Origin of the sequence: Actimicrobium sp. GrIS 1.19 (assembly GCF_035984655.1) — a bacterium.
Taxonomy (GTDB): domain Bacteria; phylum Pseudomonadota; class Gammaproteobacteria; order Burkholderiales; family Burkholderiaceae_D; genus Actimicrobium.
The window spans coordinates 62,124-81,162 of record NZ_JAXCHT010000008.1 but is presented as its reverse complement, the minus strand read 5'-3'; the positions used below and the strand labels follow the sequence as shown (position 1 = coordinate 81,162).

Below are 19,039 nucleotides of genomic sequence, written 5' to 3'. Positions count from 1 at the left end.
CGGAAACGGATGCCGGAATTGTACCGGCATCGCGCTCAGCGTTCGCGCAAAGCTTCCTGCTTGGCCTTGATGACGGGTTTCAACAGATAGTTGAGCACGGTTTTCTTGCCGGTGCGGATATGGATGGTGGCCATCATGCCGGGGATGATCGGCAGGTTCTTGTCGCCTGCGCCGAGGTTGTTGCGCAGGGTTCGCACCCGCACCAGATAGAAGCTCTCGCCCTTGTCGTTGGTGATCGAATCGGCGGTGATGTTGTCGACCTTGGCATCCAGTCCGCCATAAATCGAAAAATCGTAGGCGCTCAACTTGACCGTCGCCGGCTGCCCCGGATGGATGAAGGCGACATCGGCCGGACGCACCCGTGCTTCGATCAGCAGATTGTTTTCGATCGGGACGATTTCCATCACATCCATGCCAGGCTGGATCACGCCACCGACGGTGGCGATCTTCATTTGCTTGACGATGCCGGCCACCGGCGAACGCACAGCGGTGCGTGCCAGCCGATCCGCCATCGCCACGCCGGAGGCACGCGATTGTTCGAATTCGGAACGCGCCAGATTGAGTTCGGTGGCGGCGTCGGAGCGAAACTTGGCAAGCTGGCCATCGACCTTGGCACGCGCCTCGGACAGACTCTGGTCGATGCGCGGAATGGCCAGACGGGTGGCTTCGGTTTCGCCACGCAGATCGCTGACCTGCCGTTCCAGTCGCAGCACTTCGACTTCCGACAGCACTCCCTGCGCGACCAGCGGTTTGCTGATGGTTAGCTCCTTGGTCACCAGGCGCTGGCTCTCCTCGAGCTGGGTCAGGCGGGCGCGCTTTTCGCGCAACTCCTGGCCGCGCTGATTGGCTTGCTCGCGCAGCACTGTCAGCGCCGCATCGAGTTCACGCTGGCGGTTCAGGTGCAACTGCTTTTCTTCTTCGACCACGTTTGGATTGGCCTTGACCAGTTCGGCCGGCGCGGCAAACGGGCGGCCATCGGTTTCAACGGTCAGGCGCGCGATCCTGGCCTGCAGCGCCTGGTACTTGGCGGTGACTTCGTCGACCGACGACGAAAAGCGGGTCTTGTCCAGATACAGGACGATCTGATCCTTCTGCACCAGATCGCCGACCTGCACCGGAATCTGCGCGACGATGCCGCCTTCCAGATTCTGGATCACCTGCACTTGCCCGGACGGGATCACCTTGCCCTCGCCGATCGTGATTTCATCAATGGGAGCAAAGGTTGCCCACACGATGGCCAGCACGATGAACAGCACCAGGCCGCGGATGATCAGCGAGCCGAAGCGCGGCGTGCCGGCGACCAGCGCGGCACTGCTGTCGGACATGAATTCGAGATCGGCGCGCCGTTCGGCATCGTCGGTAGCGGCCGGCAGCAGCAGTTTCTGCAGACGCGCACCGAGGCGGACCAGCATGGCCTTAAACTTTTGCAGCATGCAGCTTTCCTCCGGACAGGGCTTCGAGTACTTGTTCCTTCGGGCCGTCGGCGATGATGCGGCCGCCTTCGACCACCAGCAGGCGATTGACCAGCGTCAGCATCGAGGCGCGATGGGTAATCAGGATCAGCGTCTTGTTGGCCAGTTGCGGCAGCAGCCGTGTCTTGAAATTGTCTTCCGAGCGGTTGTCGAGCGAGTTGGTGGGCTCGTCCAGTACCAGCACGTTCGGGTCCAGCAAAAGCGCGCGCGCAATTGCGACCGATTGTCGTTGGCCGCCGGACAGGCCATCGCCGCGTTCACCCACGGCACGATCGAATCCCTGCGGGTGGCGGTTGACGAAATCGGTGACGCCGGCAATGTCGGCGGCGCGCAGCATGGCCGCGTCGTCCACATAGGGCGCGCCCATCACGATGTTGTCCTTGACGCTGCCAAAGAACAGCACCGGGTCCTGCGGCACATAGGCGATATTGCGGCGCAGGTCGACCGGGTCGAGTTGCTGCTGGTCGATGCCGTCGATCCAGATCGACCCTTCACCGGGTTGGTACAGGCCGAGGATCAGCTTTTCAATGGTCGATTTGCCGGAGCCGATGCGCCCGATGATGCCAACCCGTTCGCCCGGCGCGATCTTGAAGGAGGCTTTGCTGAGCGCCTCGACGGGCGATTCGGGGTACGCAAAACTGACGTTCTGGAATTCCACGCCACCCTGAAAGTCGGGTCGGTGCACAAAGCTCTTTCCGGGCGGGTGTTCGACCGGCAGGTTCATGATGCGGTCGAGTCCCATCAGGGCCGAGCGCGCGTGGTGGAAGCGCGTCGCCAGCGCCGCCACCTGCGACAGCGGCGCCAGCGTGCGACCGGCCAGCATGGTGCAGGCGATCAGCGCACCCATCGACAGCGCCTTGTCGGCGATCAGGTAGACGCCGACGATGATCAGCGCCACATTGGCCAGTTGCTGCACCAGCACGCCGGCATTGATGCTGGCCGCCGAGAGCAGGCGCGCGCGCAGGCTGAGCTTGCCGATCTGCCCGATCAGTTGCTCCCAGCGGCGCTGCGCCGGACCTTCGGCCGAGATCGCCTTGATCGTGTCGAGTCCGGACAGGGTTTCGATCAGCGTGGCCTGGCGTTGCGCGCCAACCCGGAAGGTCTGGTTGATCACGCGCGCCAGCGGCCCCTGCAGCAGAATGCTGGGAATCAGGATCAGCGGAATCGCCACCAGCGGCACCAGCACCAGCCAGCCACCGACCCACCAGATGATCAGCAAGTACAGCACGGTAAACGGCATGTCGATGACGGTGGTGATGGTGGCCGAGGTCAGGAATTCACGGAACGATTCGAACTCGGTCAGGGTGTTGGCAAAGCCGCCGACCGATTTGGGCCGCGACGCCAGCCGGATCGCCAGGATTTTTTCGTAGATCGCCGCGGACAGGGTCAGGTCGATCTTCTTGCCGGCGACGTCGAGAAAGTAGCCGCGCAGGCTGCGCATGGCGAAGTCGAAGATGAACACCACCGCCACCCCCAGCGACAGCACCCACAGCGTCTCGAAGGTCTGGTTCGGCACCACCCGGTCGTACACGTTCATCGTGAACAGCGGCATCACCAGTGCAAACACATTGATCAAAAAAGAGGCAATCAGGACTTCGGCATAGATCGGCCAGCTTTGCCGCAGGGTGCTCCAGAACCAGTGGCCGCTGACGCGACTCTCGATGCTGTCGGCGCGGCCGTCAAAGCGGAACACCGGACGCACGAACAACGCGTAGCCGCTGTAGCACTCCTGCAGCGCAGCGAGCGTCATGTCGAGTTCGCCGTCGCCCGATTCCGGCTGGATGATGCGCAGCGTACCGTCGCTGTTGCGGTGCGTCAGGATGCAGGCCTGGGCGTCCTGCAGCAGCAGCACGGCCGGCAGCGTCAATTGGCTGATGCGCGCCAGCGGCCGCTTGACGATGCGCGCCGACAGGTTGGCGCGCGCGGCGGCGCGAATGAACAGTTCCGGCGTCAGGCGGCCGTCTTCGAGGGGCAGCCCGGCCGTCAGGGCCTGCAACGAATGCGGCTCATTGCGCAGGCGTGTCAGGGTGATCAGGCATTGGGCCAGCGGATCGTCCGCATGCATCGCATCGCGCGGCAGCGTCCACGCGTCGGGAGAGTCAACAGGACGTTCGGAGGCGGGCATTGCGGGTCTTTCTGATCGACATGGTTGGGCGCGAGTGTAAACCTAAAACCGGCCGCGGGGCGCCTTTGATCGGCATTCCGCGCGCAGCATTTGACGGTAACGGCAGCGTTCGGGATAGCATGAGGGCCTTGTTTGCAATCACGGGATGGCCGTTTGAACTATCTGGTTTTTTTTCTTCTGGAAGTATTGGTGAGCGCGCTGCTGCTGACGGGGAGCGCTGCGGCAGCCGGTGCAGAGCCGGTGCTCGAGGTGGTGTCCTTCGGCGTGACCGTGGGCGATGCGCGTGGGGAGGCGGCAACTATTGCGCCACAGGATTTTCGCTTCGAAACGCCGTCGCCGAAAGCAGCGCCGCCGCGCGAACGCAGCGGACCGCTGACGGTCGGGCAGAACGATAGCTGGCAAACGGTGCTGGCGCGACTGCATGTGCCCGACGATGCGTGGACCGAAATCCTGGCGCACACCGAGGCGCACGATTGGCCGTTGCGGCCGGTGCGTGGCAGCAAGGTCTGGGTTGAATGGAGTAATTCGCGCACGCCCTATGCCGTGTTCTATTCGCTGTCGGCACGCCAGATGCTCATGGCGCGCTATGTCGAGGGCGAGCTGCGCATTCGCGAAGCCACCCGCGATGGCGAACAGCAGCCGGCCGCCATGGCCAGCGGCGGCGAGTTCTATCTGGCCGCCGATTCGATGGGCTTGCCGGAGGCGATCGTCGATCAAATGGTCGAGATTTTTTCCGGCGAGCTGGATTTCCATCGCGATCTGACGCAGGGTTACAAGGGCACGGTGCTGTTCGAAATGACGATGAATGACGGGCAGATCGGCCGCCCCGGACGGATTCTCGCCGCGCGGCTGGTGACCCCGGGGCATACGCGCACGGCGTATCTGTTCGACGATGCCAGCGGCGGACCCTCGCATTACTTCGCCGCCGACGGCCGCGCGGTGAATCGCACCTTCCTGCAATCGCCCATCCTGTTTTCCCGCACCACCTCGGCGTTCTCGGTGGCGCGCTTTCATCCGATCCTGCATTTGTGGCGGGCCCATACCGGTATCGACTATGGTGCGCCAGCCGGCACGCCGGTGCGCATTACGGCCGACGGCGTGGTCGAGTTCGCCGGTGTGCGCGGCGGCTACGGCAATCTGGTGCTGGTGCGGCATGGCGATGGCATGTCGACGTACTACGGGCATTTGCAATCGTTCAGCAAAGGATTGAAGGCGGGCATGGCGGTGCGCCAGGGTGACATTCTCGGCGCTGTCGGGATGACCGGTCTGGCGACCGGACCGCACCTGCATTACGAGCTGCGCAAGCTGGGCCAGCCGTTCGATCCGGCGCGCCTCAAGGGTACTGCGGTGGCGATGCCAGCCAGTCAGACCGAGCGTTTCGACCATCTGGTGCAGTGGTACGAAAAACAGTTGTCTGCGTCGTTCCGGTCACACTTTGTGGTGCGATGATTCGGCTTCGTCGTCGGGCTCGTACAGGCGGTATTGATTCTTGCCCTCCGATTTGGCGCGGTACATGGCCGTGTCGGCATTCCTGAGCAACGCCTCCTGTTCACGGCCGTCGCGCGGGTACATGCCGATGCCGACCGAGGCGCCGACTGACTTGACGCCCTGTGACAATTCGAACGGTGTACTGAACGCCTCGACAATGCGCACCGCCACGCGGGTTGCATCGGCTTCGACCATGATCGGCTCCAGGATCACGGTGAATTCATCGCCGCCCAGTCGCACCACGTTGTCGGTCGGGCGCAGCACCGATTTCAGTCGCATCGCAGCCTGCTTTAACAGCTCGTCGCCGGCGGCATGACCAAGCGTATCGTTGACGCCCTTGAAGCCGTCCAGATCAACAAACAGCAACGCCAGCATGGTGCCGGCGTTTGCCGCGCGCACCAGCGCCTCGGGCAGAAAGGTGGTCAGCCAGTGCCGGCTTGGCAGTGACGTGAGGGCGTCCTCGTTGGCCACGCGGGCCAGTTCGTTGTGATGCTTCTTGGCGGCCGTGATGTCGCGCAGCGTCATGGCCAGGCCGGTGCCGGAGCGCACCAGGCGGCGATACAGCCAGTTGCCGTGCAACGGACTGTCATCGGTGACCTTGAATTCATCTTCGAAGAAACCGGCATGCATGGCATTGCGAAAGGTATTGAGCACGACCTCTTTCTGGATGCCGCTGTAGTGATCGCTGAAGCGCGTGCCGAGCAGCGCGTCGCGGCGCGCGCCGATCAGCAGCGCGCCACGCTCGTTGCAGTCCTCGATCAGGAAATCGGTGATGTGCTGCTCGCTGTCGAACAATGCGCGCACCATGTAGAAGCCCTCGTTGCCGCCTTCGGTAGCGATGCGGTAGGTGCGCTTGACCTGCTCGGCCTGATGCTTGCGCCACGCCAGCCGGATCGACAGGCTGGCACCGACCACCGACAGCAGCAACAGGAACACGCTGGCGCCGATGGCGCCGCGCCGGTAGGTGTTCCAGATATCGACATACGGCGCCAGCAGTTGCTGTTCGGACAGGCCCACCAGCGTCACGAACGGATACGCGCCCAGGGCTTGCCAGGCCAGGTAGCGCGGTTCGCCATCGGCAAAGGTATCGGGGTCGGCGATGCGGGTCACGCCGCGCTGCGGCGGATTCATCGACGGCACCTTGCGCAGCGCCGGACTGGTGGTCGGATACGCCGTGTTGCCGATGCGCGAACCCTGCACCGTGCCGTCCTTGCCGAGCACTGCCAGCAGGTCGGCCTGACCCAGGCTGGAGCGGTCGAAAAACGCACTGAAATAGCCTGGCTCGACCGACACCACCACGGCGCCGTCGAAGTTGCCGTCGCGGTCCTGCAAACGTCGCGACAGTGCGATGGATGGCCGGTCGATCAAGCCGCCCGCAACCGGTTTGCCGATGAACAGCCGGTCGGCCACGCTATCGCGTTGGGCCTGAAAATACGCCGCATCGGCCACGTTAGCGGGGTGATCCAGCGGCAGGGTGCTGGTCACCGGCGTGCCGTTGCGGTCGATGACGCTGACCTGCAGCAGCCCAGTGTCCGGGAACAGGCCGTTGCGGCGCAGTACATCGAGGCGCAAGCCGGTATTGAGCTGCTCCCGGTCAAAGCGCACATGCAGCGCAATCTGGTCGGCCTGATCGATCAGGCGGGTCAGATGTTGTGCATAGCCGGTCGCAATATAGGAGGCGTTCTTGCGCGCGTTGGCATCGAGGAAGGCGCGGTCGGCGCGAACGATTGACAGCGTCAGCGCCCAGACCAGCGCCGCCAGCAACAGGCACAGCGCAGGCCAGGCAAGAATTGGGGTGAGGCTGCCCTGCAGAAAAGCCAGCCGCGAGGGCAGTTCGATCGGTGCAGAAGTGGGAGTGGGATTGACCATCACCTGGACGCCTTCACGAAATCATGACTGCAACCGTGCTCCCGGGTGCCAGTCGACTGCGAAAAAATAATAGCATCAGGCGTCGGATCGACTGCCGATCATTGGTATTTTTAGGGATTGTCTGTCGCTATTGCGGTTCAGCCCGTGGTCCGTTTTACGAAAAACAACGCCGTGCCCACCGCCATCAGCACGCCGCCAAAAAACCGGTTTTGCCTGCGCATGGCGCGGGCGTCATGAAAGTAGCGCTGCATGGACGACGCAGCCAGGGCGTAGCTGTGCATCACCACGAGATCGATGATACACATCGTCGCCGCCAAAATCAGCAACTGCGGCAGCAGCGCCGCATCGCGCGAGATGAATTGCGGCAGCACCGCGACCATGAAGATGATCCCTTTCGGATTGGTGGCGTTGGTCAGGAACCCGGTCAGCATGCGGCGGCGCCAGTGTGGAGCGGCCGAACGGGTCACGGTCTGGGTGTCTGTCACGATCACTTTGGCGCGCCATTGGCTCACGCCGAGCCAGATCAGATACATCGCGCCGATGACCTTGACGACATTGAATGCGACTTCGGATGCCAGCAGCAGTGAACCGACCCCGGCGCCGGCGATTGCCAGCACCAGAAGCAGGCCGATCTGCAGGCCGGCGATGGTCGCGCTGGTTTTTCTGACACCCCACGCCAGGCCATGCGACATCGAGAGCACTGCGCCCGAGCCGGGGGAAATGGCGATGATGCAGGCCGCGACGACGAAGGTAATCCAGGTGGTGAGAGTCATGATCGTGATGCGCCGGGATTATTTTGCCCAGCTGTCCTTGAGCGTGGTGATGCGGTTGAAGACCAGACGGGTGGCGCTGGCGTCGACCCGGTCAGCGACGAAATAGCCGTGCCGCTCGAACTGGAACTTGTCGTCCGGGCGGGCCGTGGCCAGACCGGGTTCGACAAACGCGGTAACCACTTCCTTGGCGTTCGGATTCAAGGCCAGCTTGAAATCCTTGCCGCCGGCATCCGGCTGCGGATCGGTGAACAGGCGGTCATACAGCCGCACTTCGGCTTCCAGCGCATGGGCCACGCTGAGCCAGTGAATATTGCCCTTGACCTTGTAATTGGCGGAGCCTTCGGTGCCGGATTTGCTGTCGGCGAAATAGTTGCAATGCACCGCAATGACATTGCCGTCGGCGTCCTTGTCGCAGCCGGTGCATTCGATCACGAAACCATAGCGCAGGCGCACCTTGTTGCCCGGGAACAGACGGAAATAGCCCTTGCTCGGCACTTCCATGAAGTCGTCCTGTTCGATCCACAGCGTGGCGGAAATTGGCACCGTGCGATTGCCGCGCTCGGGGAATTGCGGATGCACCGGTGCATGGCAGTCGATCACTTCGTCCGCCGGGAAGTTGTCGATCACCAGTTTTAACGGACGCAGCACGGCCGTCGCGCGCGGCGCCTTGGGGTCGAGGTCTTCGCGCAGGCAGCCATCGAGCGTGGCGATGTCGATCCAGCTGTCGGATTTGGTGACGCCGGTACGCTCGCAGAACAGCTGGATCGCCTCCGGCGTGAACCCGCGCCGGCGCATGCCGACCAGGGTGGGCATGCGCGGATCATCCCAACCATCGACGATGTGCTCTTCAACCAGTTCGCGCAGCTTGCGCTTGCTGGTGACCACGTACGTCATGTTGAGACGGGCAAATTCATATTGGTGCGGCAATGGTTTGGCAAAGAAGCCGCCTTCGGCCATGCGCTCCAGAATCCAGTCATAGAACGGACGGTGATCCTGGAATTCAAGCGTGCAGATCGAGTGCGTGATGTTTTCGAGCGCATCCGAAATCGGGTGGGTGTAGTCGTACATCGGATAGATGCACCAGGCGTCGCCGGTACGGTGATGATGGGCGTGCCGAATCCGGTAGATGGCCGGATCGCGCAGATTCATGTTGGGCGAGGCCATGTCGATCCGGGCCCGCAGGATGTGCGCGCCGTCGGCAAATTCGCCCGCCTTCATGCGCCGAAACATCGCCAGCGATTCGGCCGCCGGACGATTGCGAAACGGCGAATCCTTGCCGGGCTGGTTGAAGTTGCCGCGATTGGCCGCCATGTCGTCGGCCGATTGACTGTCGACGTACGCATGCCCGGCGGTAATCAGGTATTCGGCCATCGCATACAGGCGCTCGAAATAATCGCTGGCGTAATGCAAATGGGCCACCCCATCCTGCGTCCAGCTAAATCCCAGCCACTGCACCGAATCAAGGATGGTGTCGACATATTCCTGCTCTTCCTTGGCTGGATTGGTGTCGTCAAAGCGCAGATGGGTGCGGCCCTGGTAATCGCGCGCCAGCCCGAAATTGAGGCAGATCGATTTGGCATGTCCAATGTGCAAGTATCCATTCGGCTCCGGAGGGAAGCGGGTGATCACCTGGGGTAATGCCTGGCCTGCTGTGTCGGTGCGGTTGGCGTACTTCTGACTGGCAATGTCGGCGTCAATAATGCTGCGCAAAAAATTCGATGCTGGTGCGGGTTCGACCGGGGCGCTGGCGGTGTGGGGCTTGCTCATGGATAGGCGGACGTTGTTCGTTGGCGGAAGCGCACCATTTTACCGTAGCAGGCGCTGCTGGCCCGAGGCAGATGCGACGTTGACGGAAATGGCAATCCGAAAAAGCGGCCATTCCCGGATATTTGGAATTTTTCCCACTCGATGATCAATTGATTTGGATAAATTATTCAACCGAACGCATTTTCGACCGAGAAAGCCCGCCAGAACGTTGCTTATCTGAGACAGTTTTAGGCCCGGCGCTAACTTTTTTTCATCGCGAATTCGAAGTTTTTTTTGCGCGCGCCGTCGACACGGCAAACGGCAGAAAATTTGGCGTTTCGGCGCCGCATGGCGGCCTGCTCGCAGTGCCATTGAATTGCGTCCTCCGCCTATGAAAAGCGTCATTTTTGATGCGATCTTCCCGGCCGCGCTGCCGCGCTGCCGGAGCCCGTCGAGTGGCGCGTGGTGCGGCATGGAGGGCCAATGCCGATGGCGTATTGGCCGAATCTTCTTTTCAGAATTGACGATCCTGCCTTGTTTTATTCCGTCCGGATTGCCCTGCGTCGCCCGCTTGCCATTCTGAAAACGGCGTAATTTTTCCATTAAATATGTAGAATCTACGCATGCACTTTCGGCAATACGTTTCAGACAGTTCTGTTTGTTTTGTGATGATGGTGCGATGTATCAGCGGTAAAGCTTTTAAAAACGGGGTCGTCGGTGATGCCACAAAATGGTATCGAGCCGGAGCGCCACGAGATGTCAATTTCTTTTAATAACCCTTAGGAACCCTTCATGAAAAAATCGCTTTTGGCCTTGGCCGTATTTGGCGCCTTCGCTGGCGTCGCGTCAGCACAAACTTCGGTTACCGCATACGGTATCGTCGATATCGGTCTGGTGCGTGAGTCGGGCAATCTGGGCGCCAGCGTCACGAAACTGGACAGCGGTATCGAGTCGGGTTCGCGTTTGGGCTTCAAGGGTACGGAAGACCTGGGCGGCGGTTTGAAAGCGCAGTTCCAACTCGAAACAGGTATTGCAGCTGACACCGGCGGTTTCAACCAGGGCAATCTGGCTTTCGGTCGTCAATCATGGGTTGGTCTGGCCGGTGGTTTCGGTTCGTTGTCGCTGGGTCGTCAATACCAGGCACAATTTATCGCCCTGGACGAAGTTGATCCATTTGGCACAGGCCTGGCCGGTTCGTCGACCAACCTGTTCACATACCCGGTCGGTTCGCGTAACAACAACATGGTTAACTACACGACGCCAAGCTTTACCGGCATGTCGGGTACGTTGCAGTACGGTTTCGGCGAAGTTGCCGGCAACACCTCCGCAAAGCGCACCATCGGCGCTGGCCTGGGTTACGCAGCAGGTCCGATCGTGGCCCGCCTGTCGTATGAAAAAGACCAGAACGCACTGGGAACACTGGCAACCAAGTACACCCAGTTGACCGGTTCGTATGATTTCGCTGTTGTCAAACTGTCGCTGGCTTATCGTAAAGACAAAGACGACGCAACGCTCGACACCAGCAACGTGCTGGTCGGCGCAACTGTCCCGTTTGGCCAAAACACCTTCCTGGTGTCGTACATCCGTCGTGATGACAAGTCGTCGCTGAACCAGGACGCCAACCAGGTCGCCGTTGGTTACACCTACGCGCTGTCGAAGCGTACCGACTTCTATACGGCTTATGCACGTATCAGCAATGACAACGGCGCCAAGTACACGGTTGGTAACGCCATCAGCGGCGGTTCGAACGATAAAGCCTTCAACCTGGGCATTCGTCACAAGTTCTGATCGGGCGCAGGCTTCGGCCTGCAGTCGACTGTCAGTTTCAAAAACCCCTCTGCATCTTGCAGCGGGGTTTTTTTTCGTCCGGATCGCGGCCATCGCCAGAACGGCCGGTTGTATTTCGAGCGGTAACTCAAGTAACCGGCGCGGCGACCGTTATCAGAGAACGATTCCTTTCCATGTTCAGGTGATTCATGCGCGTTGCAATGTTTGTCCTGATCTGTGTGCTCTGCATTCCGGCCCTGGCCGAAGACCATGCGGAGGGCGCTGCCAAGCCAATTACGTCCGAGGTGGCGCCGAAGGCCGGCACGGTCGCGGCCGCTGTCAAGCAGGCGTCGTCGCCGCCACCCGCTGCCGTGCTGCCGTCCGTGCTGAAAGATCCCGCCAGGGCCGCCGCCGACGCGGCGCGTGCCGAGGAGGCGGCGCAGCGCGAGGAAGAACTTGGCATGCGGCTCAAGGCCAGCCTGGCCAGGCTGGAACAGGCCAATGCTGCGACCCGGCGCGCGCGCGCACACAAGCCAGTGATGGCAAAGAGCCAGCCAGCCGCAGCGCCGGAACACGCATCGATGGAGGGGCAGCTGCACGCCGCGCATTGGGATTACGAGGGCGAGGGCGGTCCGTTGCGCTGGGGCCGCCTGAATCCTGCCTGGGCCAAATGCGAAACCGGCACGCGCCAGTCGCCGATCGATATTCGTGATGGCATCAAGGTCGAACTCGATCCAGTCGGTTTTGATTACAAGCCGGCGCGCTTCAGCGTGCTCGATAACGGTCACACGATTCAGGTCAACGTCGGGGCGGGCAATACCATCACCGTGATGGGGCGGATGTATGAGCTGGCACAGTTCCACTTTCATCGGCCGTCGGAAGAGCGCATCAACGGCCGCAATTTCGCGATGGTGGCGCATCTGGTGCACAAGGATGTCGACGGACGACTGGCTGTGGTGGCAGCGATGATCACCGAAGGCGCCGCCCACAACCTGGTGCAAACCGTATGGAACAACCTGCCGCTGGAAAAAAACGAAGCCACATCGCCGACTGCCTTGATCGACATGAACCAGATGCTGCCGATCCATCGTGAGTACTACACCTACATGGGATCGCTGACCACGCCACCGTGCAGCGAGGGCGTGCTGTGGCTGGTCATGAAGGAGCCGATCCAGCTGTCGACGCAGCAACTGGCGATCTTTGCGCGCCTGTATCCGATGAATGCGCGCCCGATCCAGCTTGGCAGCGGACGACTGATCAAGGAATCGAATTGATCGGCGTGACACCGCAGCTGTAAGTTTTCAACGCCTGGCATGACCAACCAGGAGCGCCAACCCGGCGTATCCATGGAGCTGTCATGAATTCACGCATTCCTCAAACACTGGCCCTGTGCCTTGCCCTGTGCGGCACCTTGTCGCCGGCCATTGCACAAGTGTGCAGCAAGCATAGTCCCGCCCACACGGTGGCACTGCTGGAGTTGTACACCTCGGAGGGGTGCAGCAGCTGCCCACCCGCAGACCATCATGTGAGCGATCTGCGTACTGGCGCCGCCGGCCCGGCGCTCGGTCTCGATCAGGTGGTGCCGCTGGCGCTGCATGTGGATTATTGGGATTACATCGGCTGGAAAGATATCTATTCCAGCACGACCTACACCGAGCGCCAGAATTGGCTGGCGGCACAAGTCGCTTCGCGCACGATCTACACACCCGAGATTTTTGTCGCCGGTCGCGAATTGCGCAACTGGAAAGGCGCCACCGCGGCTACCGTTCAGCGCATCAATGCGCAACCGGCACGGGCCGAGATCGGGATTTCCATCGGCCGGATTGCGAACAATGCCCTGCCAGTCGACGTCAGTGCGAAATCGGCGCAGGGAGGGAAGTTGTTTGTCGCGCTTTATGAAAACGCCATCACGAGCGACGTCAAGGCCGGTGAAAACCGCGGCGTCAAACTGCATCACGACTACGTGGTGCGTGAGTGGCTGGGACCAATCGACCTCAAGGGCGGCAGCGCCGGGTTGATGCGTACGCTAAACCTGCCGACATCCAGCCAGGCAAAAAATCTCGGCGTCGCGGCCTTTGTCCAATCCGACAGTGGCGAAGTGTTGCAGGCGCTGGCGTTGCCAACCTGCTCCGGATGATCAGCCGTTAAAGCGCGCCCGAATTGCTTCGAGCCGTTTGCGATTGACCTGAAAATCCTTGCGGCCAAGACGGGAGGCCGAGCGCATTTGAATCACGCCGGCAGGTTCATCGAGCACGAACTCGACATCGTCGATGAACTTCAGCATCTTGGTCTGGAACTCGGCGTAGAGATAGGCCGGTTCCGATGTGATGACGCTGGCGCCGTCCATCCCGCTGACCTGCGCGACCAGTTTCTGGAAAGCCGCCTTGCCGTCGCCGCTGTACTTGATCGGTTCGATCACATGATAGTCAGTGTGCGGCTGCAGTTTGGCGTAGCTGGAGACAGCATTCCACGATTCTTTGGCCGGCGCCTTCAGCATCCCGTTGTGCAGACCCAGATCGGCTGGGCGTTTGCCATTGAGCAAACCGAGCTGTCCCGCGATGAGCAGCGCAACCGGCAGTACAAGGAACAGGATCACTGCAATTACGCCAAGAATTTTTGTCATGTCGGGAACTCGTTGTGGTTTTTACGAAGCCCGACATTACCATAGCCAATCGCGCTACATCTGACGAAAAAGGTGCGCGAACAGGCGGCTCACGCGCAGCAGTTCGGGACGTCCCCGCAAGCGCACACTGAGTTTGCCGGCGTCATCGCGCTGCGCCAGTTCGATGCAGGCCGCGTTGACCAGGGTGCGGCGATGGATTTGCCAGAACTGATCGGGGTCGAGTTGCGGCATCAATTCTTTCAGGCTCAGGCGAATCAGCGATTCGCCGTTGGCGCACACCACGCGCAGATACTTGTCGGTGGCTTCGAAATACACCACCTCTGCCACCGGAATCATGCGCACCTGATTGCCGACGGCGGCCCGCAGCATCGTCAAGCGCGCTGCCGCTGGCGCGATCGCGGGGACCAGCGCACGCAGTTGCTGAACGATGTCGTCGAGTTGGCGGGTCGGTTGTCGTGCCCGGACCCGCAGGCGCTCGATGGTTTTTGCCAGCCGTACGTCATTGATCGGTTTGCACAGATAGTCGACAGCGGCGTGCTCGAACGCCTGCACGGCAAATTCTTCATACGCGGTGACGAACACGAGCATCGGAAAGGCGACCCCGTCGGGCCACTCGTCGGCCAGCTCGCGCGCCACCTCGAGGCCGGATTGGCCCGGCATCTTGATATCGAGGAACAGGATCTCGGGTTGCAGTGTCAGCGCCTGCTGCGCTGCTGCGACGCCGTTATCGACGACTGCCACGATCTGCAATTCCGGCCACAGGCGTTGCAGCGCGTGCACCAGCATTTGCGCCAGGATCGGTTCGTCTTCGGCAATCAATGCAGTCATGGTGGTCACGATTTCATCGGAATGGTGAGTTGGGCCAGTGCGCCCGCCGGCTGATTCTGGCTGAGCGAAAACGTCGCGCTGGCGCCATACAACAAGCGCAAGCGCTCGCGCACATTGGCGGTTCCAATGCCGTCGCCGGCGACGCCCGGTTGATCGAGCCCGAGCCCGTTGTTGCGCACCGACAGGGTCAGCACGTTCTGCTGCAGCGTGGCCGAGACAGTGACGTTGCCGCCGCTGATATTCGGTTCGAGGCCATGCCGGATGGCGTTTTCCACCAGCGGTTGCAGCAGCATCGGCGGCACCTTCAGTCCAGTCAGTTCGGCCGGCAATTCCAGCGTATAGCTCAGACGCTTCCCCATCCGCATCGACATCAATTCGAGATAGGCGCCGGTCAATGCGAACTCTTGCTCCAGCGTGTTGAGTGCCGAGCGGGATGAGGACAATGTCGCGCGAAGGTAGTGAATCAATTGATCCAGCAAATGCTGTGCGCGTTGCGGATCAAGCGTGATCAGCCCCTGCAGATTGGCCAGCGTATTGAACAGCATGTGCGGTTCGATCTGCGCCTGCAACAGCTGCATGCGGGCTTCCAGGGCCCGTTGCTCGGTCAGCGCGGTGTCGGCCTTCATCCGCTCAAGCCGGCCCTGGGTCCAAAAATACCAGGTCGCCAGCAGACTCACCAGCACGCTCATGACCAGCACTGCCGTATTGGCATGCAGGTGGTTCAGGCCAAAGTTCGTGAACGGTAAACCAAGCATGGCCGATGCCAATGCGCCGCCCAGCACGAAGCCGGCCGGTGCAGCTACCGTCACCAGCGCCCCCAGCCCCCATGTTGCCGGGCGTCCGTCGCCCCACAGCAGCGCATAGCCACCGCGGATCAAGGTCATCGTGGTCATGCCAATGCAGACCGAGAACACCAGGTTCGGCCAGAAGGCGAAGTGCATGCCGATCACCCAGGTCAGCATGACGGCGCACAGTGCGCAGATCACCAGTACCGGGACAATCGAGCGCCGCCAGCCGCACAGGAAATCATTGAGTCGCGAGAGATTCACAGTGCTCCAATCGATTGCAACAACAGTTGGCCCATTCTACGGTGTGGCATCAGCGAAAACATGCCGGCGCCGAGCAACCCGACATAGCTGCCACGCATCCAGCGCAAGTGTCGGATGACATTGCGTTGGTGAATCCGCAGCAATCCCATGCCGAGCGAAAAAATGATCCAGAGCGCCAGTCCGTGAATCCAGGACAGGTTGCCATTGGTGCGAATGCCGAACGACGACAGTGCCGTGATCAGCATCAACGCGACCCAGGCGCGCCCCAGTTGACGATGGCGTGTCGTGCCTTTTGCGCGCGCCAGCACGAACGCGCCCGTCATCAACGCCGCGCTGGCGGCGGCGACATGCAGAAGAATGATCGGTGGAAATGACATGACGTGGCTCCTGAAATGAACTTGATGACAGGAGTGTCGATGCCATGGGGTGGCCAAGCGAGTCGATTGCGACGAAGTGCTGCTTCGGATCGGCGAAAGGGCGTTCCGGCGGCGCCAGATGCACGCCGCTAAACCACGCCGCTGGCGCGCAATGCCGCGATCTGCTGTGCCGAATGCCCCAGCAGGTCCTGCAGGATTTCGTCGGTGTGCTGACCGAGCAAGGGCGGCGCACCCGGATACACGGGCGGTGTGGCCGACATGCGCATCGGGCTGCCGACCAGTTTGGCGGCGGCGCCGCACGGATGCGGCAGGTCGACGCGCAGGCCGCGTGCGATCACCTGCGGATTGTCGAAGACTTCCTCCAGATTGTTGATCGGGCCGCATGGCACGCCGACGCTTTCCAGTAGCGCAATCCATTCCTGTTTCGATTTTTGCGCGATCATTTCCGCCAGCATGCCAACCAGCACTTCACGGTGCGCGACCCGCTGTGGATTGGTCGCAAAGCGCGCATCGTCGGCCAGCGCAGCACAGCCACCGGCCGTGACCAATTTGCGAAACTGGGCGTCGTTGCCGACCGCGATAATCAGATGCCCGTCCGCGCAGGCGAAGGTTTGGTACGGCACGATATTCGGGTGCGCATTGCCCCACCGTTTTGGCGGCATGCCGCTGGCCAGATAGTTGGTGCCCATGTTGGCCATCATCGCCACCTGTACATCGAGCAGCGCAAGGTCGATATATTGGCCCTCGCCGGTACGGTCGCGATGCGACAGCGCGGCCAGCACGGCAACTGTGGCGTACATCCCGGTCATCAAGTCGGAAATTGCCACCCCGGCCTTTTGCGGACCGCCGCCGGGCAGCTCGTCGCGCTCACCGGTGACGGACATGAAGCCCCCCATACCCTGCACGATGAAATCGTAACCGGCGCGCTGCGCGTAGGGGCCGTCCTGACCAAACCCGGTAATCGAGCAGAACACCAGATCCGGCTTCAACAGCTGCAGCGAGGCGAAATCGAGGCCATATTTTTTCAGCTGGCCGACCTTGTAGTTTTCCAGCACCACATCCGATTGCATGACCAGCGCGCGGATGATTTGCTGGCCCTCGGCACTGGCGATGTCCACGGTCAGCGAACGCTTGCCGCGATTCGCCGCGAGGTAATAGGCCGCTTCGGTGGTCTCGTTGCCAGCGGCGTCCCGCAGATACGGCGGTCCCCAGGCGCGCGTGTCGTCGCCGCTGCCGGGGCGTTCAATCTTGATCACATCGGCGCCGAGGTCGGCGAAGTTCTGCGCGCACCATGGGCCGGCCAGCACCCGTGTCAGGTCGAGAATGCGCAAGTGGCCGAGCGCGGAAGGAGGGGTACCTGTTGACATCGTGCGCAGACCTTTCAAAAAATCCTGTGGAAGCCGGATGGCCGCTTTACACTCACTGCTCACCGAGGAGAACCGATGAAGGAACACCGATGAAGGCACTCCGATGACGGCGCGCTGGCCATTCCCCCGCATCGTCGCGCACCGTGGCGGCGGCAGCCTCGCCCCGGAAAACACGATCGCGGCATTGCGGTGTGGATTGGCGCACGGTTTTCATGCCGTCGAGTTCGACGTGATGTTATCGCAAGATGGCGTGCCCATCCTGATGCACGACGCGCAGTTCGGCCGCACCGTGCGCGCAGGCGGCAGCGTGTCGACTGCGACGGCGGCCGAACTGGCAGCGATGGATGCGGGCAGCTGGTTCAGCGATGCGTTCGTCGGCGAGCCGGTGCCGACCTATCGGCAAGCCTTTTCTTTCTGCGCCGAGCACGGTATCTGGATGAACGTCGAAATCAAGCCAGCCGCCGGTTTCGAGCAAATCACGGGCGCGACGGTCGCCGCCTTGACGCAAGAGTGGGTCGCCGCAGAACAGGCGGTGCCACTGCTGTCGTCCTTTTCGTATGCGGCCATGCTGGCGGCGAAACAGGCAGCGCCGGGGATTCCGCGCGGCTGGCTGGTCGACCGGATTCCTGACGACTGGCTGGCGCGCCTGCGCCAGCTCGGGGCAGTGGCGTTGCATGCCAACCAGGCCAATCTCACTGCGGCACAGGCCGCGGCGGTGTCGGCGGCCGGGTTCGGCCTGTTTTGCTACACCGTCAATACGCCCGAGCGCGCCCGCACGTTGCTGGAATGGGGTGTCAATGGCTTCTGCACCGACCGGATTGATCTGATCGACGCCCGGTTTTCGTGATGCTTACTTCTCGTAACGCGCGTTACAGCAAACCGCAACCGCCGACAGGGAGAAGCCGGTTTAATGCAGTGCGGGCAAACACTTGCGCCCAATAACCAAAAAGGACCGATCATGAAAAACCTGAAACTGATTCCTGCTCTGCTGGTAGCCCTGTTGTCGGCATCTGCCTTCGCCCAAACCGCTGCAACCGAAGTCCAGCGCGATATCAATCAACAAACGCGTATCGAAAACGGACTGAAATCGGGCCAGTTGAATACCCGCGAAGCCGCCAGACTGCAAGGCGAAGAAGCCCGCGTCGAGCGTACCGAAGCCAATGCGATGAAGGACGGCAAGCTGAGCGCCGCCGAAAAAGCCCGCATTCAAGGAATGCAGAACAAAGTCAGCGGCGACATCCGCGCCCAGAAAACCGATGCCCAGACCGGCAATCCGAATTCAGCCTCCAGCCAGCGCATGCAAGCCGACACCCAGCGCAACATCAATCAGCAGCAACGGATTGAGAACGGTGTCAAGGACGGCTCGTTGACCAAGCGCGAAGCCGCCAAACTTGAGCGTGGTCAGGCGAAGGACAGCCGCATCGAGGCGCGCGCCGGGGTCGATGGCCACGTCGGTGCAAACGAGCAAGCCCGCATCCAGCACAATGAAAATCGCCAGTCCAAACGCATCGCCCGCCAGCGCCATGACGCGCAAGTAAAAGGCTGATCAATCCGA

General features: G+C 61.5%; 17 protein-coding genes. 6 read left to right on the top strand and 11 right to left on the bottom strand.

Features of this window, described 5'->3' with window-relative positions:
* Positions 1-35: 35 nt before the first annotated feature.
* Positions 36-1,433 (bottom strand): HlyD family type I secretion periplasmic adaptor subunit, encoded by a 1,398-nt coding sequence (locus tag RCH09_RS08160; protein ID WP_326940570.1) that lies wholly within the window; start codon positions 1,431-1,433, stop codon positions 36-38.
* Positions 1,417-3,597, bottom strand: a complete 2,181-nt coding sequence (locus tag RCH09_RS08155) for a type I secretion system permease/ATPase (protein ID WP_326940569.1) — start codon at positions 3,595-3,597, stop codon at positions 1,417-1,419. The genes RCH09_RS08160 and RCH09_RS08155 overlap by 17 nt, the downstream gene beginning before the upstream one ends.
* Positions 3,598-3,786: 189 nt before the next feature.
* On the opposite strand from RCH09_RS08155, the gene RCH09_RS08150 reads away from it, so the two are divergent.
* Positions 3,787-5,046: a M23 family metallopeptidase gene (locus RCH09_RS08150; RefSeq protein WP_326940568.1), complete on the top strand. Its 1,260-nt coding sequence runs from the start codon at positions 3,787-3,789 to the stop codon at positions 5,044-5,046.
* Here RCH09_RS08150 and RCH09_RS08145 read toward each other — a convergent pair.
* From RCH09_RS08145 to RCH09_RS08130, 4 genes are all read right to left on the bottom strand, one after another.
* Positions 5,026-6,954 carry a bifunctional diguanylate cyclase/phosphodiesterase gene (locus RCH09_RS08145; RefSeq protein WP_326940567.1) on the bottom strand — a complete coding sequence of 643 codons (1,929 nt, stop codon included), beginning with the start codon at positions 6,952-6,954 and terminating at the stop codon, positions 5,026-5,028. The genes RCH09_RS08150 and RCH09_RS08145 overlap by 21 nt on opposite strands.
* A 137-nt stretch (positions 6,955-7,091) precedes the next feature.
* Positions 7,092-7,727 carry a LysE family transporter gene (locus RCH09_RS08140; RefSeq protein WP_326940566.1) on the bottom strand — a complete coding sequence of 212 codons (636 nt, stop codon included), beginning with the start codon at positions 7,725-7,727 and terminating at the stop codon, positions 7,092-7,094.
* An 18-nt stretch (positions 7,728-7,745) separates the two neighbouring features.
* Positions 7,746-9,494, bottom strand: coding sequence for a glutamine--tRNA ligase/YqeY domain fusion protein (locus RCH09_RS08135; RefSeq protein WP_326940565.1), 1,749 nt, complete (start codon positions 9,492-9,494; stop codon positions 7,746-7,748).
* A gap of 39 nt (positions 9,495-9,533) precedes the next feature.
* Positions 9,534-10,076, bottom strand: a complete 543-nt coding sequence (locus RCH09_RS08130) for a hypothetical protein (RefSeq protein WP_326940564.1) — start codon at positions 10,074-10,076, stop codon at positions 9,534-9,536.
* Between the two features lie 189 nt (positions 10,077-10,265).
* Here RCH09_RS08130 and RCH09_RS08125 point away from each other — a divergent pair, with 189 nt between their 5' ends.
* From RCH09_RS08125 to RCH09_RS08115, 3 genes are all read left to right on the top strand, one after another.
* Positions 10,266-11,261: a porin gene (locus tag RCH09_RS08125; RefSeq protein WP_326940563.1), complete on the top strand. Its 996-nt coding sequence runs from the start codon at positions 10,266-10,268 to the stop codon at positions 11,259-11,261.
* Positions 11,262-11,449: 188 nt separating this feature from the next.
* Positions 11,450-12,514: a carbonic anhydrase gene (locus tag RCH09_RS08120; protein ID WP_326940562.1), complete on the top strand. Its 1,065-nt coding sequence runs from the start codon at positions 11,450-11,452 to the stop codon at positions 12,512-12,514.
* Between the two features lie 83 nt (positions 12,515-12,597).
* On the top strand, positions 12,598-13,377 hold the full coding sequence (locus RCH09_RS08115; protein ID WP_326940561.1) for a DUF1223 domain-containing protein: 780 nt from the start codon (positions 12,598-12,600) through the stop codon (positions 13,375-13,377).
* On the opposite strand, the gene RCH09_RS08110 is transcribed toward RCH09_RS08115, so the two are convergent.
* The 5 genes from RCH09_RS08110 to RCH09_RS08090 all read right to left on the bottom strand — a co-directional run bounded on the left by RCH09_RS08110 (position 13,378) and on the right by RCH09_RS08090 (position 17,484).
* Positions 13,378-13,863: a DUF1499 domain-containing protein gene (locus tag RCH09_RS08110; protein WP_326940560.1), complete on the bottom strand. Its 486-nt coding sequence runs from the start codon at positions 13,861-13,863 to the stop codon at positions 13,378-13,380.
* Between the two features lie 54 nt (positions 13,864-13,917).
* The gene (locus tag RCH09_RS08105; RefSeq protein ID WP_326940559.1) at positions 13,918-14,691 is read right to left on the bottom strand and encodes a LytR/AlgR family response regulator transcription factor; all 774 of its coding nucleotides are present in this window, start codon (positions 14,689-14,691) and stop codon (positions 13,918-13,920) included.
* Between the two features lie 5 nt (positions 14,692-14,696).
* Entirely contained in the window at positions 14,697-15,740 is a 1,044-nt protein-coding gene (locus RCH09_RS08100; RefSeq protein ID WP_326940558.1) for a sensor histidine kinase, read from the bottom strand.
* On the bottom strand, positions 15,737-16,117 hold the full coding sequence (locus tag RCH09_RS08095) for a DUF2306 domain-containing protein (protein WP_326940557.1): 381 nt from the start codon (positions 16,115-16,117) through the stop codon (positions 15,737-15,739). The genes RCH09_RS08100 and RCH09_RS08095 overlap by 4 nt, the downstream gene beginning before the upstream one ends.
* A 128-nt stretch (positions 16,118-16,245) precedes the next feature.
* Positions 16,246-17,484 (bottom strand): CaiB/BaiF CoA transferase family protein, encoded by a 1,239-nt coding sequence (locus RCH09_RS08090; RefSeq protein ID WP_326940556.1) that lies wholly within the window; start codon positions 17,482-17,484, stop codon positions 16,246-16,248.
* Positions 17,485-17,587: 103 nt separating this feature from the next.
* On the opposite strand from RCH09_RS08090, the gene ugpQ reads away from it, so the two are divergent.
* Complete coding sequence (gene ugpQ, locus RCH09_RS08085) at positions 17,588-18,331, top strand: glycerophosphodiester phosphodiesterase (protein WP_326940555.1); 744 nt, start codon at positions 17,588-17,590, stop codon at positions 18,329-18,331.
* Positions 18,332-18,442: 111 nt separating this feature from the next.
* Complete coding sequence (locus tag RCH09_RS08080; RefSeq protein ID WP_326940554.1) at positions 18,443-19,030, top strand: hypothetical protein; 588 nt, start codon at positions 18,443-18,445, stop codon at positions 19,028-19,030.
* The last annotated feature ends 9 nt before the right edge of the window (positions 19,031-19,039 follow it).

Coding starts and splice junctions, on each gene's coding strand:
- RCH09_RS08160 (WP_326940570.1), bottom strand. CDS start 1,433: ATGCTGCAAAAGTTTAAGGCCATGCTGGTCCGCCTCGGTGCGCGTCTG.
- RCH09_RS08155 (WP_326940569.1), bottom strand. CDS start 3,597: ATGCCCGCCTCCGAACGTCCTGTTGACTCTCCCGACGCGTGGACGCTG.
- RCH09_RS08145 (WP_326940567.1), bottom strand. CDS start 6,954: ATGGTCAATCCCACTCCCACTTCTGCACCGATCGAACTGCCCTCGCGG.
- RCH09_RS08140 (WP_326940566.1), bottom strand. CDS start 7,727: ATGACTCTCACCACCTGGATTACCTTCGTCGTCGCGGCCTGCATCATC.
- RCH09_RS08135 (WP_326940565.1), bottom strand. CDS start 9,494: ATGAGCAAGCCCCACACCGCCAGCGCCCCGGTCGAACCCGCACCAGCA.
- RCH09_RS08130 (WP_326940564.1), bottom strand. CDS start 10,076: ATGGAAAAATTACGCCGTTTTCAGAATGGCAAGCGGGCGACGCAGGGC.
- RCH09_RS08125 (WP_326940563.1), top strand. CDS start 10,266: ATGAAAAAATCGCTTTTGGCCTTGGCCGTATTTGGCGCCTTCGCTGGC.
- RCH09_RS08120 (WP_326940562.1), top strand. CDS start 11,450: ATGCGCGTTGCAATGTTTGTCCTGATCTGTGTGCTCTGCATTCCGGCC.
- RCH09_RS08115 (WP_326940561.1), top strand. CDS start 12,598: ATGAATTCACGCATTCCTCAAACACTGGCCCTGTGCCTTGCCCTGTGC.
- RCH09_RS08110 (WP_326940560.1), bottom strand. CDS start 13,863: ATGACAAAAATTCTTGGCGTAATTGCAGTGATCCTGTTCCTTGTACTG.
- RCH09_RS08105 (WP_326940559.1), bottom strand. CDS start 14,691: ATGACTGCATTGATTGCCGAAGACGAACCGATCCTGGCGCAAATGCTG.
- RCH09_RS08095 (WP_326940557.1), bottom strand. CDS start 16,117: ATGTCATTTCCACCGATCATTCTTCTGCATGTCGCCGCCGCCAGCGCG.
- RCH09_RS08090 (WP_326940556.1), bottom strand. CDS start 17,484: ATGTCAACAGGTACCCCTCCTTCCGCGCTCGGCCACTTGCGCATTCTC.
- ugpQ (WP_326940555.1), top strand. CDS start 17,588: ATGACGGCGCGCTGGCCATTCCCCCGCATCGTCGCGCACCGTGGCGGC.
- RCH09_RS08080 (WP_326940554.1), top strand. CDS start 18,443: ATGAAAAACCTGAAACTGATTCCTGCTCTGCTGGTAGCCCTGTTGTCG.